The sequence below is a fragment of the Pseudomonas sp. MHK4 genome (assembly GCF_054600775.1).
The window spans coordinates 75,398-91,262 of the sequence record NZ_BAAIAK010000018.1; the positions used below are offsets into that span (position 1 = coordinate 75,398).

Genomic DNA, 15,865 nt, shown 5'->3' on the forward strand with positions numbered 1-15,865 from the left:
GAGAGCCGCGAGCATGCGGCTGTTTTCACGGCCGGCCTCGAGTCGGCCGTTTTATGGGGAGTTCACAGTGAAACCGGTCAAAGTAGGCATCTGTGGGTTAGGGACCGTCGGTGGCGGTACCTTCAACGTACTTCAGCGCAACGCCGAGGAAATTGCTCGTCGTGCCGGGCGTGGAATCGAAGTGGCACAAATTGCCATGCGCACGCCAAAGCCTCAGTTCCAAACGACCGGTATTGCGATTACCACCGATGTCTTCGAAGTGGCCACGAACCCTGAGATCGACATCGTCATAGAGCTGATGGGCGGCTACACCGTTGCCCGCGAGCTGGTACTCAAGGCCATCGAGAATGGCAAGCATGTGGTCACCGCGAACAAGGCGCTTATCGCCGTTCACGGTAATGAAATTTTCGCCAAGGCACGCGAGAAGGGCGTGATCGTCGCGTTCGAAGCGGCCGTGGCCGGTGGCATTCCAGTGATCAAGGCGATCCGTGAAGGCCTGTCCGCCAACCGCATCAACTGGGTGGCTGGCATCATCAATGGTACCGGTAACTTCATTCTCACCGAGATGCGCGAGAAAGGCCGGACCTTCGAAGACGTATTGGCCGAAGCGCAAGCCCTGGGCTACGCCGAAGCCGACCCGACCTTTGACGTTGAAGGCATTGATGCGGCGCACAAGCTGACGATCCTGGCGTCCATTGCATTCGGCATTCCGCTGCAATTCGACAAGGCCTACACCGAAGGCATCACCAAGCTGACCACCGCCGACGTGAACTACGCTGAAGCGCTGGGTTACCGCATCAAGCACCTGGGCGTGGCGCGCAGCACCGCGGCGGGTATCGAACTGCGCGTGCACCCGACGCTGATCCCGGCCGATCGCCTGATCGCCAACGTCAATGGCGTGATGAACGCGGTGATGGTCAACGGCGACGCCGCCGGGTCGACCTTGTTCTACGGTGCCGGTGCCGGTATGGAGCCGACCGCTTCGTCGGTGATCGCCGACCTGGTGGACGTGGTTCGCGCCATGACCTCGGACCCGGAAAACCGTGTACCCCACCTGGCCTTCCAGCCGGATTCGCTGTCGGCGCACCCGATCCTGCCGATCGATGCCTGCGAAAGCGCGTACTACCTGCGGATCCAGGCCAAGGACCATCCGGGCGTTCTGGCCCAGGTGGCCAGCATCCTGTCCGAGCGTGGTATCAACATCGAGTCGATCATGCAGAAGGAAGCCGAGGAGCACGATGGCCTGGTACCGATGATCCTGCTGACCCACCGTGTGGTGGAGCAGCGCATCAACGATGCCATTGCTGCTCTCGAAGCCCTGGCGGGCGTGGTCGGTCCGGTCGTACGGATCCGCGTCGAGCACCTGAACTAAGCCGTTATCGTTTACCGGGCCAGCGAGCTGGCCCGGCATTGCGAACACTGTCCATTGGAGTCAGTCATGCGTTACATCAGTACCCGCGGCCAGGCACCGGCCCTGAATTTCGAAGACGTCCTGCTGGCAGGCCTTGCCACCGACGGCGGTCTGTACGTCCCGGAAAACCTGCCACGTTTCACCCAGGAAGAAATCGCTTCCTGGGCCGGCCTGCCGTATCACGAACTGGCCTTCCGGGTGATGCGCCCGTTCGTGACCGGCAGCATTCCGGATGCCGATTTCAAAAAAATACTTGAAGAAACCTACGGCGTTTTTTCCCACAACGCCGTGGCACCGCTGCGCCAGTTGAACGGCAATGAGTGGGTGTTGGAGCTGTTCCACGGCCCGACCCTGGCGTTCAAGGACTTCGCCCTGCAACTGCTCGGTCGCCTGCTCGACTACGTGCTGGAAAAGCGCGGCGAGCGCGTGGTGATCGTCGGCGCCACTTCCGGCGATACGGGCTCGGCTGCGATCGAAGGCTGCAAGCACTGCGAAAACGTCGACATCTTCATCCTGCACCCGCACAACCGTGTCTCGGAAGTGCAGCGTCGGCAGATGACCACCATTTTCGGCGAGAACATCCACAACATCGCCATCGAAGGCAACTTCGATGACTGCCAGGAAATGGTCAAGGCGAGCTTCGCCGACCAGGGCTTCCTCAAGGGCACTCGCCTGGTGGCAGTGAACTCGATCAACTGGGCGCGGATCATGGCCCAGATCGTTTACTACTTCCACGCAGCCCTGCAGCTGGGCGGTCCGGCGCGCTCGGTGGCGTTCTCGGTGCCAACCGGTAACTTCGGCGACATCTTCGCCGGTTACCTGGCGCGCAACATGGGCCTGCCGATCAACCAGTTGATCGTCGCCACCAACCGCAATGACATCCTGCACCGCTTCATGAGCGGCAACCAGTACGTCAAGGAAACCCTGCACGCCACGCTGTCGCCGTCGATGGACATCATGGTGTCCTCGAACTTCGAACGCCTGCTGTTCGACCTGCACGGTCGCAACGGCGCGGCCATTGCCGGGCTGATGGACAGCTTCAAGCAGGGCGGCGGTTTCAGCGTCGAGCAGGAGCGCTGGACTGAAGCGCGCAAACTGTTCGACTCGTTGGCCGTGGACGATGCGCAAACCTGCGAAACCATCGCCGAAGTCTTTGAGCAGACCGGTGAGGTGCTGGACCCGCACACCGCGATCGGCGTCAAGGCCGCACGGGAATGCCGTCGCAGCCTGGATATCCCGATGGTAATCCTGGGCACGGCCCATCCGGTCAAGTTCCCGGATGCCGTAGAGAAAGCCGGTGTAGGAAAAGCGCTTGAGCTCCCTGCACATCTTTCCGATTTGTTTGGAAGAGACGAGCGATGCACCGTATTGCCGAATGACCTCAAGGCCGTGCAGGCCTTTGTCAGTCAACATGGCAATCGCGGTAAGCCTTTGTAACAGGCAAACCTTGTCACATAAGAAAGCCCGTCTCCTGACGGGCTTTCCTGTTTGTGCATGCCACACTTGCGAGCAGGAGTCGCCCATGGAAACGGGCAAACTGATCACCAGGGATGTGGCAATGCCGGCTTACAGGAAATCAAGGCCAGCAACAGGCTGGCTGCTTTTGCTCAGTGTGCTGGGCGTTGTACTGGGAACCATGGCCCAATGGGTAATGGCCGCGCCTGATCCTGTTTCGGCGAAGGCGGTCGCCGGTGTGCGGATTGCTCTGGATGCCAAGGAGCTGAAATGGATTGCCAAGCACCCACCAGTCAAGGTGGCGTCGTTGGAGTACCCGCGGTACCTGTTCAGGAATGATCGTGGCCAATGGAGCGGGCTGAACAAGGATATGCTTGATCGCATCAGCGCCATGACAGGGTTGCGTTTTGTCCATGTCGAGTCGTTCTCCATCGAGCATATGCTTGAACGCCTGGAGCGGGGCGAAGCGGACATGAGCACCATACTGGCAATGAATGACGAGCGAAAGGAATTCCTGGATTTCAGCCATTCCTTTGGCGGCTCGGGCTGGGTGTTTGTCGGGCGAGCAGGGGCGCCTCAGGTCGAGTCTCTGCAGCAGTTGGCCAAACGTGTGTTGGTACTGCCGACGCGACATGCCATGGAGGCGGTGATCCGTCGTGACTACCCAGCCATCGAGTTGCGTTCGGTCAAGACCTACGCTGAAGCCCGCGCGCTGGTGGAAAGCGGTGAGGCCCATGCCACCCTCGACAGCGAAACAGGCGCACAACTTTTTCCCGCCGGCCAGCTTCAGGTCGGGCAAGTGGTGGAAGGCCAGTGGGACCCGGATTACCTGACGGTGCGCAAAGGTCAGCCGCAGCTGTTGAGCATCCTGAACAAAGCCCTTGAGGCTTTTCCTCCCGCCGAACTACGCGCCCTGCGCTCGAAGTGGATCAATGGCGATACTCCGGCCCCGAACGCCTGGCAACGATTTGCCCCCTGGGGTGGCTGGGGCCTGTTGGTCGCCAGCCTGTTCGTTTTGCTGTCGCTGCTCTGGAGCCGCCGCCTGGCGGTGCTGGTCCGGCAACGACAGAAGGCCGAACAGGACCTGGGCGATCAACTGGCCTTCCAGCACGCCTTGATCGACGCCATGCCCGATCCGCTGTTCGTCCGTGATCTCCGGGGGCGTTTGATCCTGTGCAACAAGCGTTATGAGGAGAGCCTGTCGACCCGTTTCGAGCGGATACAGGGGCGGCAATTGATCGAGCTCGACCTGCTGCCCAAGGAGACCGCCGAACTGTTGCATGAGGAGTTCATGGCCCAGCTGGGCACACGAAAGCCGCTCTTCTGCGAGCGGCAATTGATGTTCAAGACAGGCCCCCGGGCTATCTACCAGTGGACGGTGCCGTTCTACGGTGCCGACGGCCAGCTGCGAGGCTTGCTCGGCGGCTGGAGGCAAGCGGCGAACCGGACAGTCTTGACGTTGTTGTTTTTTCCCTGTCATCTTCACCGTGCATGCTCTATCGACCAGAGGCGCAGGTTCACCTGCACTCGGTCTTCAGAACTTTCTACCCGGGCCAGCGGTCATTTACTGTACACACGCCCCCAGGCACTTTGTTTTCGGACTATTGAGTGGTGATCGGATGGAAAGTATCAGTCTCTTGCTCGGTGAGGCTCTGAGCCCGTACCAGGTGACGTTGACCCCGTCGGGCATTCATGGCGAATGCCGGGTGACATTGAAGAACGCAATCGGCGCCGTGGTGGTCGATCGCGCGTTCAATCAGGCGCAGTTGAGCGATAAGCGTCAGCTCACGGATGTGGTCGACGGCTTGCACCGCGACGTGCTGATTGCTGAAGGACGCCTGGAGCCCTGTGTTATAGCGGCGTTGCGCAATGCGGCACAGGACAAGCTGCTGGCCAGCCGAAATTGAATTGTCGGATGTGGGAACCTTCCTGCATCCCCATCAGTCAGACCTAGTAACAGCAAGATCAAGCATTGTGCTCCGGTGCTTGCCGCTTGCCGTTACGGGTCCTTGAAAAGACCACGTTTAACCCCGAGTCGTCTCCCCACTTCTCGGGGTTTCTTTTTGTCCGGGATTTGTCAGTAGCCGTCCTGATGCTCGAAAAATTCCTTGGCCGCTTGCAGGTAGTCGCTGCGACTTTGCGGGTCGAGCCACCCAGCGTACGCCTCGCTCAAGTGATCCCGGGGTAGTGCACGCAGCAGTTGGTTGATCTCGACAATCGCCTGGTGGCCCTGGGGCGTATTGGTGCAGCCTATGTAGCCGGACAGGTATTTGCCGGTGCCATGAATCGGGTAGAACTGCAGTTCATCTTCAGCGATCCCTTGTTGCTGCGCCTGATAGCGAATTTCCGGACGATAGCCCAACAGCAATTGCAGGCGTCCCAGGCGTTGCATCTGCAACAGGCTGCCCAGGGCGTCGTTGCCGTAGTGCGACGTCAGCACCTTGCCCGGCGCCTGCTTGAGCAAGCCGTCGAGGTACTCGCCATAGTTGCGTTCGGCAACAATGCCCAGCGTCACCTCGCCGGTGGCCAACAGGGCCGCCAGGTCCACCTCTCCATCCTTGAGGAAAGGCGACAGTACTTCCCGATCGTTACGCCGCACAGCCAGGCCATTGCTCATGGCGCGAAAGACCGGCAGTGAAAAGGCGATCCAGCTTTCGCGCTCCTTGCTCCAGTTCAGTGCCGCATCGCAGGTGAGGGCCGGTTCGTGAAGCATCTGCAAGCCACGGGCACGATTGACCTTCAGCACACTGTGCTGGTACTGCGGCATGCCGGCGATCAGTTGATGGAGCAATTGATCGATGACACCCCGGCCTTTTTCCGGACCGTCGAAAATGAACAGCGGCGGCAGATCGCGTTTCAGCCAGACCAGGGATTCCTTGGCCTGCGCCGACACCGGGGCGGCCAGGCTGATGATCAGGAGCAGACTCGCCAACGCGCCCAATCGCCGCCCGTCCAGCAACAGGCAGAGCTTGATGAGTCGCGCAAACAGACGCTTGAGCTCAGATGGCTCCGTCTTTGCGCAGCTGTGTGATCTGCGACGCGTCATAGCCAAGTTCCTGGAGTACCTGGGCATTGTGCTCGCCCAGTTGCGGCCCGACCCATTCACAATCACCGGGTGTCTCTGAAAGTTTCGGCACGATCCCCGGCATCTTGAAGTCCTTGCCATCGGGCAGCTTGGCCTGCAGGAACATTTCCCGGGCGAGGTACTGAGGATCGCTGAACATGTCTTCGGCGCTGAAGATCCGGCTGGCCGGTACGTCGGCCTGATTCAGTTGCTCGATGACGCTGTCCAGGGGCAACGAATTGACCCAGCGATCGATGACCCCGTAGATTTCGTCGCGACGGCTGTCGCGGCCGTCGTTACTGGCCAGGACCGGGTCGTTGGCCAGGTCTTCGCGGCCCAAGACCCGCATGAAACGCTTGAAGATCGCATCGCCATTGGCGCCGATCTGCACATGCTTGCCATCGGCACTGGTGTGGATCGAGGAGGGTGTGATGCCCGGCATGATGTTGCCGGTGCGTTCGCGGATGAAACCGAACACGTCGAACTCCGGCACCATGCTTTCCATCATGGCGAAGATCGCCTCGTAGAGCGCCACGTCCACCACTTGCCCCGCACCGCCATTGACCTCGCGGTGACGCAGGGCCATCAGGGCACCGATCACGCCCCACAGCGCGGCAATCGAGTCACCGATGGAAATCCCGGTGCGCACCGGCGGCCGGTCGTCGAACCCGGTGATGTAGCGCAGGCCGCCCATGGATTCACCGACCGCGCCAAACCCGGGCTGATCCTTCATCGGGCCGGTCTGCCCGAAGCCTGAGAGGCGCACCATGACCAGCTTGGGATTCAGTGCGTGCAGGACTTCCCAGCCCAGGCCGAGCTTTTCCAGCACGCCGGGACGGAAGTTCTCGATCAGGATGTCCGCTTCACTGAGCAGTTTCTTCAGGATCGCCAGGCCGTCCGGGTGCTTGAGGTTCAGCGTCAGTGACTTTTTATTGCGTGCCTGAACGAACCACCACAGCGAGGTGCCCTCGTACAACTTGCGCCATTTGCGCAATGGATCGCCGCCGTCCGGCGATTCGACCTTGACCACATCGGCACCGAATTCAGCGCAGATGCGCGAGGCAAACGGGCCGGCGATCAAGGTACCCAGTTCGATGACTTTCAGGCCTGAGAGCGGTTTGGCAGAGGACGGCATGCGGGTTCCTGTAGGACAAAGGTTGAGCGAGTACAGAGTTTTAACATAGCCGACTGTCAGGCGCCCAAGGGAGATCTGCTTCTATTCGTTGATTGGTGGCTGCATCGGTTAGACTTGCCGCCTTTCCCCGTATCAAGAAGCCCGTTCATGGCCCAGCCGTCCACGACCTACAAGTTTGAACTGAACCTCACCGACCTCGATCGCAGCGTCTACGAGTCCGTCAAGCAGACCATCGCCCGCCACCCTTCGGAAACCGAAGAGCGCATGACCGTGCGCCTGTTGGCCTACGCCCTCTGGTACAACGAACAGCTGTCATTTGGCCGTGGCCTGTCGGACGTGGATGAACCGGCCCTGTGGGAAAAGAGCCTGGATGACCGTGTCCTGCACTGGATCGAAGTCGGCCAGCCGGACGCCGATCGCCTGACCTGGTGCTCGCGCCGCACCGAACGCACCAGCCTGCTGGCCTATGGCAGCCTGCGCGTCTGGGAAGGCAAGGTGATCCCGGCGATCAAGAACCTGAAAAACGTCAACATCGCGGCTGTCCCCCAGGAAGTCCTGGAAACCCTGGCCAAGGACATGCCCCGCGTCATCAAGTGGGACGTGATGATCAGCGAAGGGACGATCTTCGTCACCGACGACCGTGGCCAGCATGAAGTCCAGTTGCAGTGGTTGCAGGGCGAACGCGGCTGATCAGTCGCTGCCTCACCGGTTTTATCCTACGAATTGAAGAGAAGCCCCTGTCACCCCATGCGCATCGAACCTCGCCTGCTGCCCGACACCCTGCCATTTCTCGGTGACATTCCACCGCTGCTGACCCGCCTGTACGCAGCGCGGGGCGTGTTATCCGAAGCCGAACTGGACAAAAGCCTGGCGCGGCTGATTCCGTTCCAGCAGCTCAAGGGTATCGAGGCGGCGGTGGAATTGCTGGTGACCGCGCTCGAACAGCGTCAGCGGATCCTGATCGTGGGCGACTTCGATGCCGACGGCGCCACAGCCAGTACCGTGGGCACACTGGGCTTGCGCTTGTTGGGGGCGGCGCACGTCGACTATCTGGTGCCCAACCGGTTTGACTACGGCTACGGCCTGACCCCGGAAATCGTCGCGGTGGCGCTGGAGCGTCAGCCTCAGTTGCTGATTACCGTGGACAACGGCATTTCCAGTGTCGAAGGCGTGGCCGCGGCGAAAAAGGCGGGGCTCAAGGTGCTGGTCACCGACCACCATTTGCCCGGCGATGAACTGCCGCTGGCCGATGCCATCGTCAATCCGAACCAGCCAGGTTGTACGTTCCCGAGCAAGGCGCTGGCGGGTGTCGGGGTGATCTTCTATGTGTTGATGGCCTTGCGTGCGCGGTTGCGTGAACTCGGCTGGTACGCCAGCAAGCCGCAGCCGAACATCGGCGAACTGCTCGATCTGGTGGCGCTGGGCAGCGTGGCCGACGTGGTGCCGCTGGATGCCAATAACCGGATCCTGGTGCATCAGGGCCTCGAACGGATTCGCGCCGGCCGTGCCCGGCCGGGGATCAAGGCGATTCTCGAAGTGGCCAAGCGTGATCATGCGCGCATCACCTCCACCGACCTGGGGTTTATCGTCGGCCCGCGCCTCAACGCTGCCGGGCGGCTGGATGACATGAGCCTGGGCATCGAATGCCTGCTGACCGACGACGCGACGCTGGCCCGTGAGATGGCGGCGCAGCTGGACGGGATGAACCAGGACCGTAAATCCATCGAGCAGGGCATGCAGCGTGAAGCGCTGGCCCAGCTCAAGGATTTGCCGGTGGAATCGATGCCATTTGGCCTGTGCCTGTTCGATCCCGAATGGCACCAGGGTGTCATCGGCATCCTCGCGTCGCGCATGAAAGAGCGTTATTTCCGCCCGACCATCGCCTTTGCCGATGCCGGCGACGGGTTGCTCAAGGGGTCGGGGCGTTCGGTCCAGGGCTTTCATATTCGCGACGCCCTGAGCGTGGTGGCGGCGCAGCATCCGAACCTGATCACCAAGTACGGTGGCCATGCCATGGCCGCTGGCCTGACGCTGCCTGAGGCGAATTTTCCGTTGTTCGCCGAAGCCTTCGATGGCGAGGTTCGTCGTCAATTGCGCGACGAAGACCTGACCGGGCGCCTGTTGTCGGACGGCACCCTGGCGGTCGAGGAGTTTCACCTGGAACTGGCCCGTGCCTTGCGCCATGCCGGCCCTTGGGGACAACACTTCCCGGAGCCGCTGTTTCATGGGGTGTTTCAATTGGTCGAGCAGCGTGTTGTTGGCGAACGGCACCTCAAGGTGGTGCTCAGGAGCGAGTGCGGCTCGGTCAAGCTCGACGGCATTGCCTTCGGGATCGACCGTGAGGTCTGGCCGAATCCGACCATCAAGTGGGTGGAAGTGGCTTACAAACTCGACGTTAACGAGTTCCGCGGCAATGAGACTGTTCAGCTGATGATTGCCCACATCGAACCGCGTTGACCCAATCCTGTAGGAGCGAGCTCGCTCGCGATGGACGTCAGGAAACCGCGGGGTATCAGGCCCCCAGCGTTATCGTTCACGACCATCGCGAGCATGCTCGCTCCTACAGGGGGCGATATCCCCCGATGTCGACTAGGCTCTAAGCACTGCTTGATTATCCTTGTGACGTCTTGTCAATTTTTTGCCCGCGGGGGCGGGTGCTGCATCCTTTTCCTGTCACTCGTCGACTATTCAAACAGAACCCTGGAGCCTGACCACTGATTTGAGAGGTGCCCCATGAGTCTGCTGCTTGAACCCTACACCCTTCGTCAATTGACCCTGCTCAACCGCATCGCGGTATCGCCGATGTGCCAGTATTCGAGTGTCGACGGCCTGGCCAATGACTGGCACCTGGTCCACCTCGGCAGCCGCGCGGTCGGCGGCGCAGGTCTGGTATTTACCGAAGCCACGGCGGTCACGGCCGACGGACGTATCACCGACCAGGATCTTGGCCTGTGGAACGATGAACAGATCGAACCCCTGCAACGTATCACCCGGTTCATTGCCGCTCAGGGCGCCGTCGCCGGCATCCAGCTGGCCCATGCCGGACGCAAGGCCAGTACCTATCGACCTTGGCTCGGCAAGCATGGCAGCGTAAAAATCGACGAGGGCGGCTGGCAGCCGGTCGGCCCGTCACCGATCGCCTTCGACCCGCAGCACACACAACCCAAACAGCTCGACGAAGGCGAGATCGCTGAGGTCATCCAGGCCTTTATCGACTCGGCGAAACGAGCGTTGACCGCCGGTTTCAAGGTGGTCGAAGTGCACGCGGCCCATGGCTATCTGCTGCACCAGTTTCTGTCGCCCCTGAGTAATCAGCGGCGTGACCAGTACGGTGGTTCTTTCGAAAATCGAATTCGACTGGTGTTGCAAGTAACCGAAGCGGTACGGGCGGTCTGGCCGGAGGAATTGCCGCTGTTTGTGCGGGTGTCGGCCACCGACTGGGTGGAGGATGGCTGGAACCCGGATGAAACCGTCGAGCTGGCACGGCGCCTGAAAGACCTTGGCGTGGACCTGATCGATGTGTCGTCAGGCGGCACGGCGGTCAACGCGGAAATCCCCACGGGCCCGGGCTATCAGACCCGTTTCGCCGAACGTGTGCGCAAGGAGTCGGGCATCTCCACCGGTACTGTAGGCATGATCACCGAGCCCGCACAGGCCGAGCATATTCTGCGCACCTGTCAGGCCGACATCATCTTCCTAGCTCGCGAGCTGTTGCGTGATCCCTATTGGGCGCTGCATGCCGACGATGACCTGGGTGGGCGCAAGGCCATATGGCCGGCGCAGTATCACCGTGCAACCCATCGCGAGCAGCCCATTCATGAGTCGGATTTGCGTGATTGATTGAGGTTTTCTAACGTCAAAAGATCGCAGCCTGCGGCAGCTCCAACGCGCCTGTGGGCGCTGCCGCAGGCTGCGATCTTTTGATTTAGGTGTACTTGCGCTTGTCCGCCGCCGGCGGGAAGTACTGGTACAACCAGGTCTCACTCAGCGTCCGGTCATTGGTGCGGATGAACAGGCGCAGCTCCACGGGCTCGACACTGTCGTTGGTCGGGTACCAGTCAAAGGTGATGCGGTAGCCCTTGATGTCATCGAGCACCAGCACGTTGAAGTCCTTTACCTGGCCGTTTGAGCAAGTCACCACCGGCTCTATCCCGGCGCCCTCAGGCAAGCGATCCAGACCACCACCGGTAAAGTCCACCGCAAAGCGACGGGCCCAGACTTGCGGATAATGCTCGCCCGGTGCCCAGCCTTCGGTGAAACCGCCCATGCCCGAACGGGTTGCGTTGACCCGCGCCAGCGGCGTGCCGACGGGTGGCAGGGCGCTCCAGTAGAGTCGGTAGCCGTAGTTCAGCGAGTCGCCGGCCGCGACTGGTTTTTTCGGGGTCCAGAAGGCAACGATGTTATCGAGGGTCTCGCCGGTGGTAGGAATTTCCAGCAGGTCGATAGAACCTTCGCCCCACGCGGTCGTTGGTTCGACCCACAGGCTCGGGCGTCGGCTGTACCAGTCGACGGTGTCCTGATAGCTGGCGAACTCGTGATCGGTCTGCACCAGGCCGAAACCTTTCGGGTCCTTGTCGGTGAAGGCGTTGAATTGCAGGGTGGCCGGGTTGTTCAACGGGCGGCAGATCCACTCACCGTTGCCACGCCACATCGCCAGGCGATCGGAGTCGTGGATCTGCGGGTGAATGGTGTCGCACATGCGCCGCTCGTGGGTGCCGCAGCTGAACATGCTGGTCATCGGCGCGATGCCCAGTTGTTCGATGGCGGTGCGCGCATTGACATGGGCGTCGACCTCCATCACCACGCGCTCGGCCTGGCAATCAATGTCAAAACGGTAGGCGCCGGTGGCGCTCGGCGAATCGAGCAAGGCATAGACCACGAAGCGCGTGCTGTCCTTGCCTGGTGTCTCGAACCAGAACTTGGTGAAGTCGGGGAATTCTTCGCGCTTCTTCGCATAGGTGTCGATCGCCAGGCCGCGGGCTGACAAGCCGTACTGGCCGCTGGCGTCTACCGCGCGGAAGTAGCTGGCGCCGAGGAAAGACACCACGTCGTGTTTGTCCAGTTCCGGCGCCTTGAACAGCTTGAAGCCGGAAAAGCCCAGGTCGCCCTTGAGCTGCTGGGTATCGACCGAGGTGTTTTCATAGTTGAACAACGAAGGGCGGAAATGGACTTCGCGGGCCATGTGAGTGTTCGGATCGACGCTGTACATGCGCACCGGCTGGCGAAAACCCATGCCGACGTGGAAAAACTGCACATCCAGCTGGCCATTCAGGTCATTCCACAACGAATGCTTGCCGTCATAACGAATGGCGTTGAAATTCTGCGGGGTCATGGTCGCCAGGGTGGGCGGCAGCACCTGCTTGGTGTCCTGGTAGCGATCGCTGGCCAGTTTCTTGGCCTGGACCTTCAGCGCTTCGAAGTCGAACGCCTGAGCCTCGCCATCCGCTGTGCCATTGCTTGCCCAGGCACGGGCAGCGAGCAGGCCGGTGGCCGACAAACCGGTGTAGGCCGCAATGGCCATGGAGGCTTTGAGCAAATTCCTGCGATGCATAAGTACAACCTGTCGTGAACGATCCCGCGCCGTTCCTGGCACTGTTGGATCAAGAATATCGGTTCGGACATGCCTTCGGCCAAACGCAACTGCCTTTCAACAGATAACGAATAGCTTAAACCGTTCGGTTGTGCAGAAAAAATGATTGATGGCGTGACGATGGCGCGGCAATGAAACAAGAGATGTCGGTTAACGTTTCCGACAGCAGATTCTGATTTAGAGGGCATATCTGCTTTTTTTGACTAATTACTCTAAAAACCGCTTTTCAGCGCCCGGATAATTCCTATTCTATGGGCATGACCGGCTTCTGCCCTTCGGGCCGGTGGCTTCAGCGGGCACAGGCTGGCTGCTGAAAAGGGGTAGGGCGATGCGGTTTCTGAAGTTTTCTTTGACGTAGAGAAGGACATCGTCCATGTCGAAAGTACAAGGCATCACCGAAATCCTGGGAATCTTTCCGTGTCTGGCCATCGGCCGACGAAGGCGGCGGCTCAATAGCGAGGAGATGAAGTTGGTGGAGCGCTATCGGGAGTTGTCGGAAAGTGACCGCATTGCAATGCGCTATCTGGTGGATGCGATGCGCAGTGTTTCGCGGTTTTGATGAAATGGAACCTTCAGTCGCGGCAACTCTGCCGCGGCTGGATGTTCTCCCCTTACCAATCCTCGGAGCGTTCGGAGCGCTGATGCAGCACTCGCAACACCTGTATCTGACCATTGGCGAATCGATACGGGGCAATGAAGGGATAGCGGCCAAACACCAGCTCTCGTACATCAGGCATGACAGAAGGCCTGCCTGAGCCGGGAAAATGCTCCAACTGCCGAAAAGACTGCAGCATGGTTGCAATGATTTCGATGGCAGTAGTCGCGCCTACGACCTCTCGGTAATGTTCATGGATGGCATCCAGGTCGCTTTCGGCTTTCTCAGTCAGTACTACGCTCGGCACGTTTTGCCCACTTAGCCTTCACGGCGTCCAGATCGGTCAGTTTTCCGGCATCGGCATCGACTATGCCGTCGCTGATGGCTTGCAGATGCCAGGACTCGGCTTCCACGTATCGAACCAGTGCACGCTTGAGGTGGTATTGACGGTCGCGGTCAGTGGCCGCTGCTAGCTGATCCAGCTGTTGGGCCAGAAGTTCTTCGACACGAAAAGACAAAACGGGCGAGGCCATGGTGGCTCTCCTAAAGATGTATACGCTGTAAACTACGTAAACACCCTAGGCTCTGTTGCGTCTATCGTCAACCGGTACCGCGTGCGTGGTTGAGGAAACTCTAGCCGGGTAAACATCCGCGGGTCGCGAGGAACTGTTTCGAAATGCTTGCCTGTTGAAGGCCCGGTGCCTACTGGCACCGGGGCAATTTTTGTTAGCGACTAACCTTCCAGGCATCCCCGGCGGGCGCCTTACCGTGGTCATACGGCTTGGCGATCCACATGTAGAGCAACCCCAGGCCGATGACGATGGCGGTGCTCAGGACCATGGCGTAGTTGATGTACCACGCGGCGTCCGGGGTACGTGGCCAGGCCATGTTGATGATGGCGCCGACGCCATAGACCAGCGCGCCGATGTTCACCGCCCAGCCCCAGGCGCCGAGGGTGAATTTGCCGCTGGGTTTCCAGCCTTTTAGGCGGGCGTACAGCGCCGCGAGCACGATCATCTGGAAGGCCAGGTAGATGCCGATGGCGGCGAAGCTGACGATGGTGGCGACCGCATCCTGCAGGAAGAAGCCGAGGATGATGATCAGCGCCGGCAGGACGCCGGACACGAACAGCGCGGCAACCGGCACCTGGGTCGTCGGAGAAATCTTTTTCAGCAGTCGGCTGCCGATGACCATTTCGTCTCGAGCGTAGGAATACAGCAGGCGACTCGCCGCCGCTTGCAGGCTGATGACGCAGGAAATGAAGGAAATCATCACCACGCCCATCACCATTTTCGAGCCGACCGGGCCGAAAGCGTTGCTGAGGATGGTACCGACCGGGTCCTTGTCAGTGCCATCGATGACCGCTTGCATGTCCGGCACGGCGAGGATCAGTGCCAGGCAAGCGAACATCGCGGCAACGCCGCCGATGTAGATCGTCATGCGCATGGCCACCGGGATCTGCTTGCTCGGGTTCGGGGTTTCTTCGGCTACGTCGCCGCAGGCCTCGAAGCCGTAGTACAGGAACATCCCGGCCAGCGATGCAGTGAGAAAGGCCGGCAGGTAGGAGCCGTTGACGCTGATGTCGAAGGTGTTGAACAGCACGCTGATCGACTGATGACGCTCGAAGACCAGCAGGTAGACTCCGACGATCACCGCGCCGACCAGCTCGCAGAGGAAGCCGAACATGGCAATGCGCGCCAGCACCTTGGTACCGCTGAGGTTGACCAGGGTAGCGAACAGCGTCAGTACCAGGGCAATGACGATGTTGGTGTTGTTGCTCGGTTCAAAACCGAGCATGGCAGCCAGGTACGGGCCGGCGCCGACGGCAACGGCGGCAATGGTCACGCACAGGGCGATGGAGTAGATCCAGCCGACCATCCACGCCCAGCGCTTGCCCACCAGGCGACGCGCCCACGGATACACGCCACCGGAAATCGGGAACTGCGAAACCACTTCACCGAAGATCAGGCACACCAGCAACTGGCCGCAACCGACCAGCAGGTAGGCCCAGAACATCGGTGGCCCACCGGCGGCGAGGCACAGGCCGAAGAGGGTATAAACCCCTACGACCGGTGACAGATAGGTGAAGCCCAAGGCGAAGTTTTCCCACAGGCTCATGCTGCGATTGAAGTTGGACGTGTAGCCCAGTTTCCGCAGCTGCTCGGCGTCGCTGTCGGCGATGGCGGAAGAGAGATCGGGTGATGCACTCATGTGTGTTTCTCCGGAAAATCGGCAGATTTCGGATGTCCGATACCGTGGGCGGGGCTTGGGGGCGCCGCCCGGATCGGTGGTTATTGTTTTGATTTTTTGGGGTGGAGCCTGTTGGTGCCTAATGCCGGTTTCTGCCTTGAAACCGAGGTGACACCATCGCTGTAGGAGCGAGCTCGCTCGCGAAGAACCTGAGGGCACCGCGGCGCATCAGGTAATACGCGTCATCGTTGACCTCCATCGCGAGCAAGCTCGCTCCTACAGGCGATGCGTTTGTTAGTGCTTGAACATCACATGCCGCACAACGGTGTAGTCCTCCAGCCCATACATCGACATGTCCTTGCCGTACCCGGACAGCTTCTGCCCGCCATGAGGCATCTCGCTGACCAGCATGAAGTGCGTGTTGA

Annotated in this window: 15 protein-coding genes; 8 read left to right on the plus strand and 7 right to left on the minus strand. The window is 60.4% G+C overall.

Annotated elements, in window-relative coordinates; all coding sequences use genetic code 11:
* Positions 1-67 precede the first annotated feature (67 nt).
* The 4 genes from ACYP2Q_RS29225 (at position 68) to ACYP2Q_RS29240 (ending at position 4,773) form a co-directional block, all read left to right on the plus strand.
* Positions 68-1,372, plus strand: coding sequence for a homoserine dehydrogenase (locus ACYP2Q_RS29225; protein ID WP_046820355.1), 1,305 nt, complete (start codon positions 68-70; stop codon positions 1,370-1,372).
* A gap of 66 nt (positions 1,373-1,438) precedes the next feature.
* Entirely contained in the window at positions 1,439-2,848 is a 1,410-nt protein-coding gene (gene thrC, locus ACYP2Q_RS29230; protein WP_459733640.1) for a threonine synthase, read from the plus strand.
* A 121-nt stretch (positions 2,849-2,969) separates the two neighbouring features.
* Positions 2,970-4,481 (plus strand): transporter substrate-binding domain-containing protein, encoded by a 1,512-nt coding sequence (locus ACYP2Q_RS29235; RefSeq protein ID WP_459733653.1) that lies wholly within the window; start codon positions 2,970-2,972, stop codon positions 4,479-4,481.
* Between the two features lie 4 nt (positions 4,482-4,485).
* Positions 4,486-4,773 carry a DUF3509 domain-containing protein gene (locus ACYP2Q_RS29240; RefSeq protein ID WP_459733641.1) on the plus strand — a complete coding sequence of 96 codons (288 nt, stop codon included), beginning with the start codon at positions 4,486-4,488 and terminating at the stop codon, positions 4,771-4,773.
* 170 nt (positions 4,774-4,943) lie between these two features.
* On the opposite strand, the gene ACYP2Q_RS29245 is transcribed toward ACYP2Q_RS29240, so the two are convergent.
* Both ACYP2Q_RS29245 and ACYP2Q_RS29250 read right to left on the minus strand, forming a co-directional pair.
* Positions 4,944-5,912, minus strand: coding sequence for a TIGR02285 family protein (locus ACYP2Q_RS29245; protein ID WP_459733643.1), 969 nt, complete (start codon positions 5,910-5,912; stop codon positions 4,944-4,946).
* Positions 5,866-7,065, minus strand: coding sequence for a CaiB/BaiF CoA transferase family protein (locus ACYP2Q_RS29250; protein ID WP_459733644.1), 1,200 nt, complete (start codon positions 7,063-7,065; stop codon positions 5,866-5,868). Before ACYP2Q_RS29250 ends, ACYP2Q_RS29245 begins: the two co-directional genes overlap by 47 nt.
* Positions 7,066-7,212: 147 nt before the next feature.
* Between ACYP2Q_RS29250 and ACYP2Q_RS29255 the strand changes: the two genes are divergently transcribed.
* From ACYP2Q_RS29255 to ACYP2Q_RS29265, 3 genes are all read left to right on the plus strand, one after another.
* On the plus strand, positions 7,213-7,755 hold the full coding sequence (locus ACYP2Q_RS29255; RefSeq protein ID WP_096795211.1) for a YaeQ family protein: 543 nt from the start codon (positions 7,213-7,215) through the stop codon (positions 7,753-7,755).
* A 57-nt stretch (positions 7,756-7,812) separates the two neighbouring features.
* A complete protein-coding gene (gene recJ, locus ACYP2Q_RS29260) occupies positions 7,813-9,522 on the plus strand; it encodes a single-stranded-DNA-specific exonuclease RecJ (protein WP_459733645.1) in 1,710 nt (569 codons plus the stop codon).
* Positions 9,523-9,798: 276 nt separating this feature from the next.
* A complete protein-coding gene (locus ACYP2Q_RS29265; RefSeq protein WP_459733646.1) occupies positions 9,799-10,905 on the plus strand; it encodes an NADH:flavin oxidoreductase/NADH oxidase in 1,107 nt (368 codons plus the stop codon).
* A gap of 85 nt (positions 10,906-10,990) precedes the next feature.
* Here the strand turns inward: ACYP2Q_RS29265 and ACYP2Q_RS29270 are convergent, their stop codons facing one another.
* Positions 10,991-12,616, minus strand: a complete 1,626-nt coding sequence (locus ACYP2Q_RS29270; RefSeq protein ID WP_459733647.1) for a glucan biosynthesis protein D — start codon at positions 12,614-12,616, stop codon at positions 10,991-10,993.
* A 412-nt stretch (positions 12,617-13,028) separates the two neighbouring features.
* Here ACYP2Q_RS29270 and ACYP2Q_RS29275 point away from each other — a divergent pair, with 412 nt between their 5' ends.
* A complete protein-coding gene (locus tag ACYP2Q_RS29275; RefSeq protein ID WP_459733648.1) occupies positions 13,029-13,214 on the plus strand; it encodes a hypothetical protein in 186 nt (61 codons plus the stop codon).
* Positions 13,215-13,266: 52 nt separating this feature from the next.
* Here ACYP2Q_RS29275 and ACYP2Q_RS29280 read toward each other — a convergent pair whose 3' ends face one another.
* From ACYP2Q_RS29280 to ACYP2Q_RS29295, 4 genes are all read right to left on the minus strand, one after another.
* A complete protein-coding gene (locus tag ACYP2Q_RS29280) occupies positions 13,267-13,557 on the minus strand; it encodes a type II toxin-antitoxin system RelE/ParE family toxin (protein WP_459733649.1) in 291 nt (96 codons plus the stop codon).
* Positions 13,535-13,783: a CopG family ribbon-helix-helix protein gene (locus ACYP2Q_RS29285; protein WP_459733650.1), complete on the minus strand. Its 249-nt coding sequence runs from the start codon at positions 13,781-13,783 to the stop codon at positions 13,535-13,537. Before ACYP2Q_RS29285 ends, ACYP2Q_RS29280 begins: the two co-directional genes overlap by 23 nt.
* Before the next feature lie 193 nt (positions 13,784-13,976).
* Positions 13,977-15,461, minus strand: coding sequence for an APC family permease (locus ACYP2Q_RS29290; protein WP_459733651.1), 1,485 nt, complete (start codon positions 15,459-15,461; stop codon positions 13,977-13,979).
* A 273-nt stretch (positions 15,462-15,734) separates the two neighbouring features.
* Positions 15,735-15,865 (minus strand): aldehyde dehydrogenase family protein (locus ACYP2Q_RS29295; RefSeq protein ID WP_345894469.1); only part of this gene is annotated, 131 nt, incomplete at its 5' end.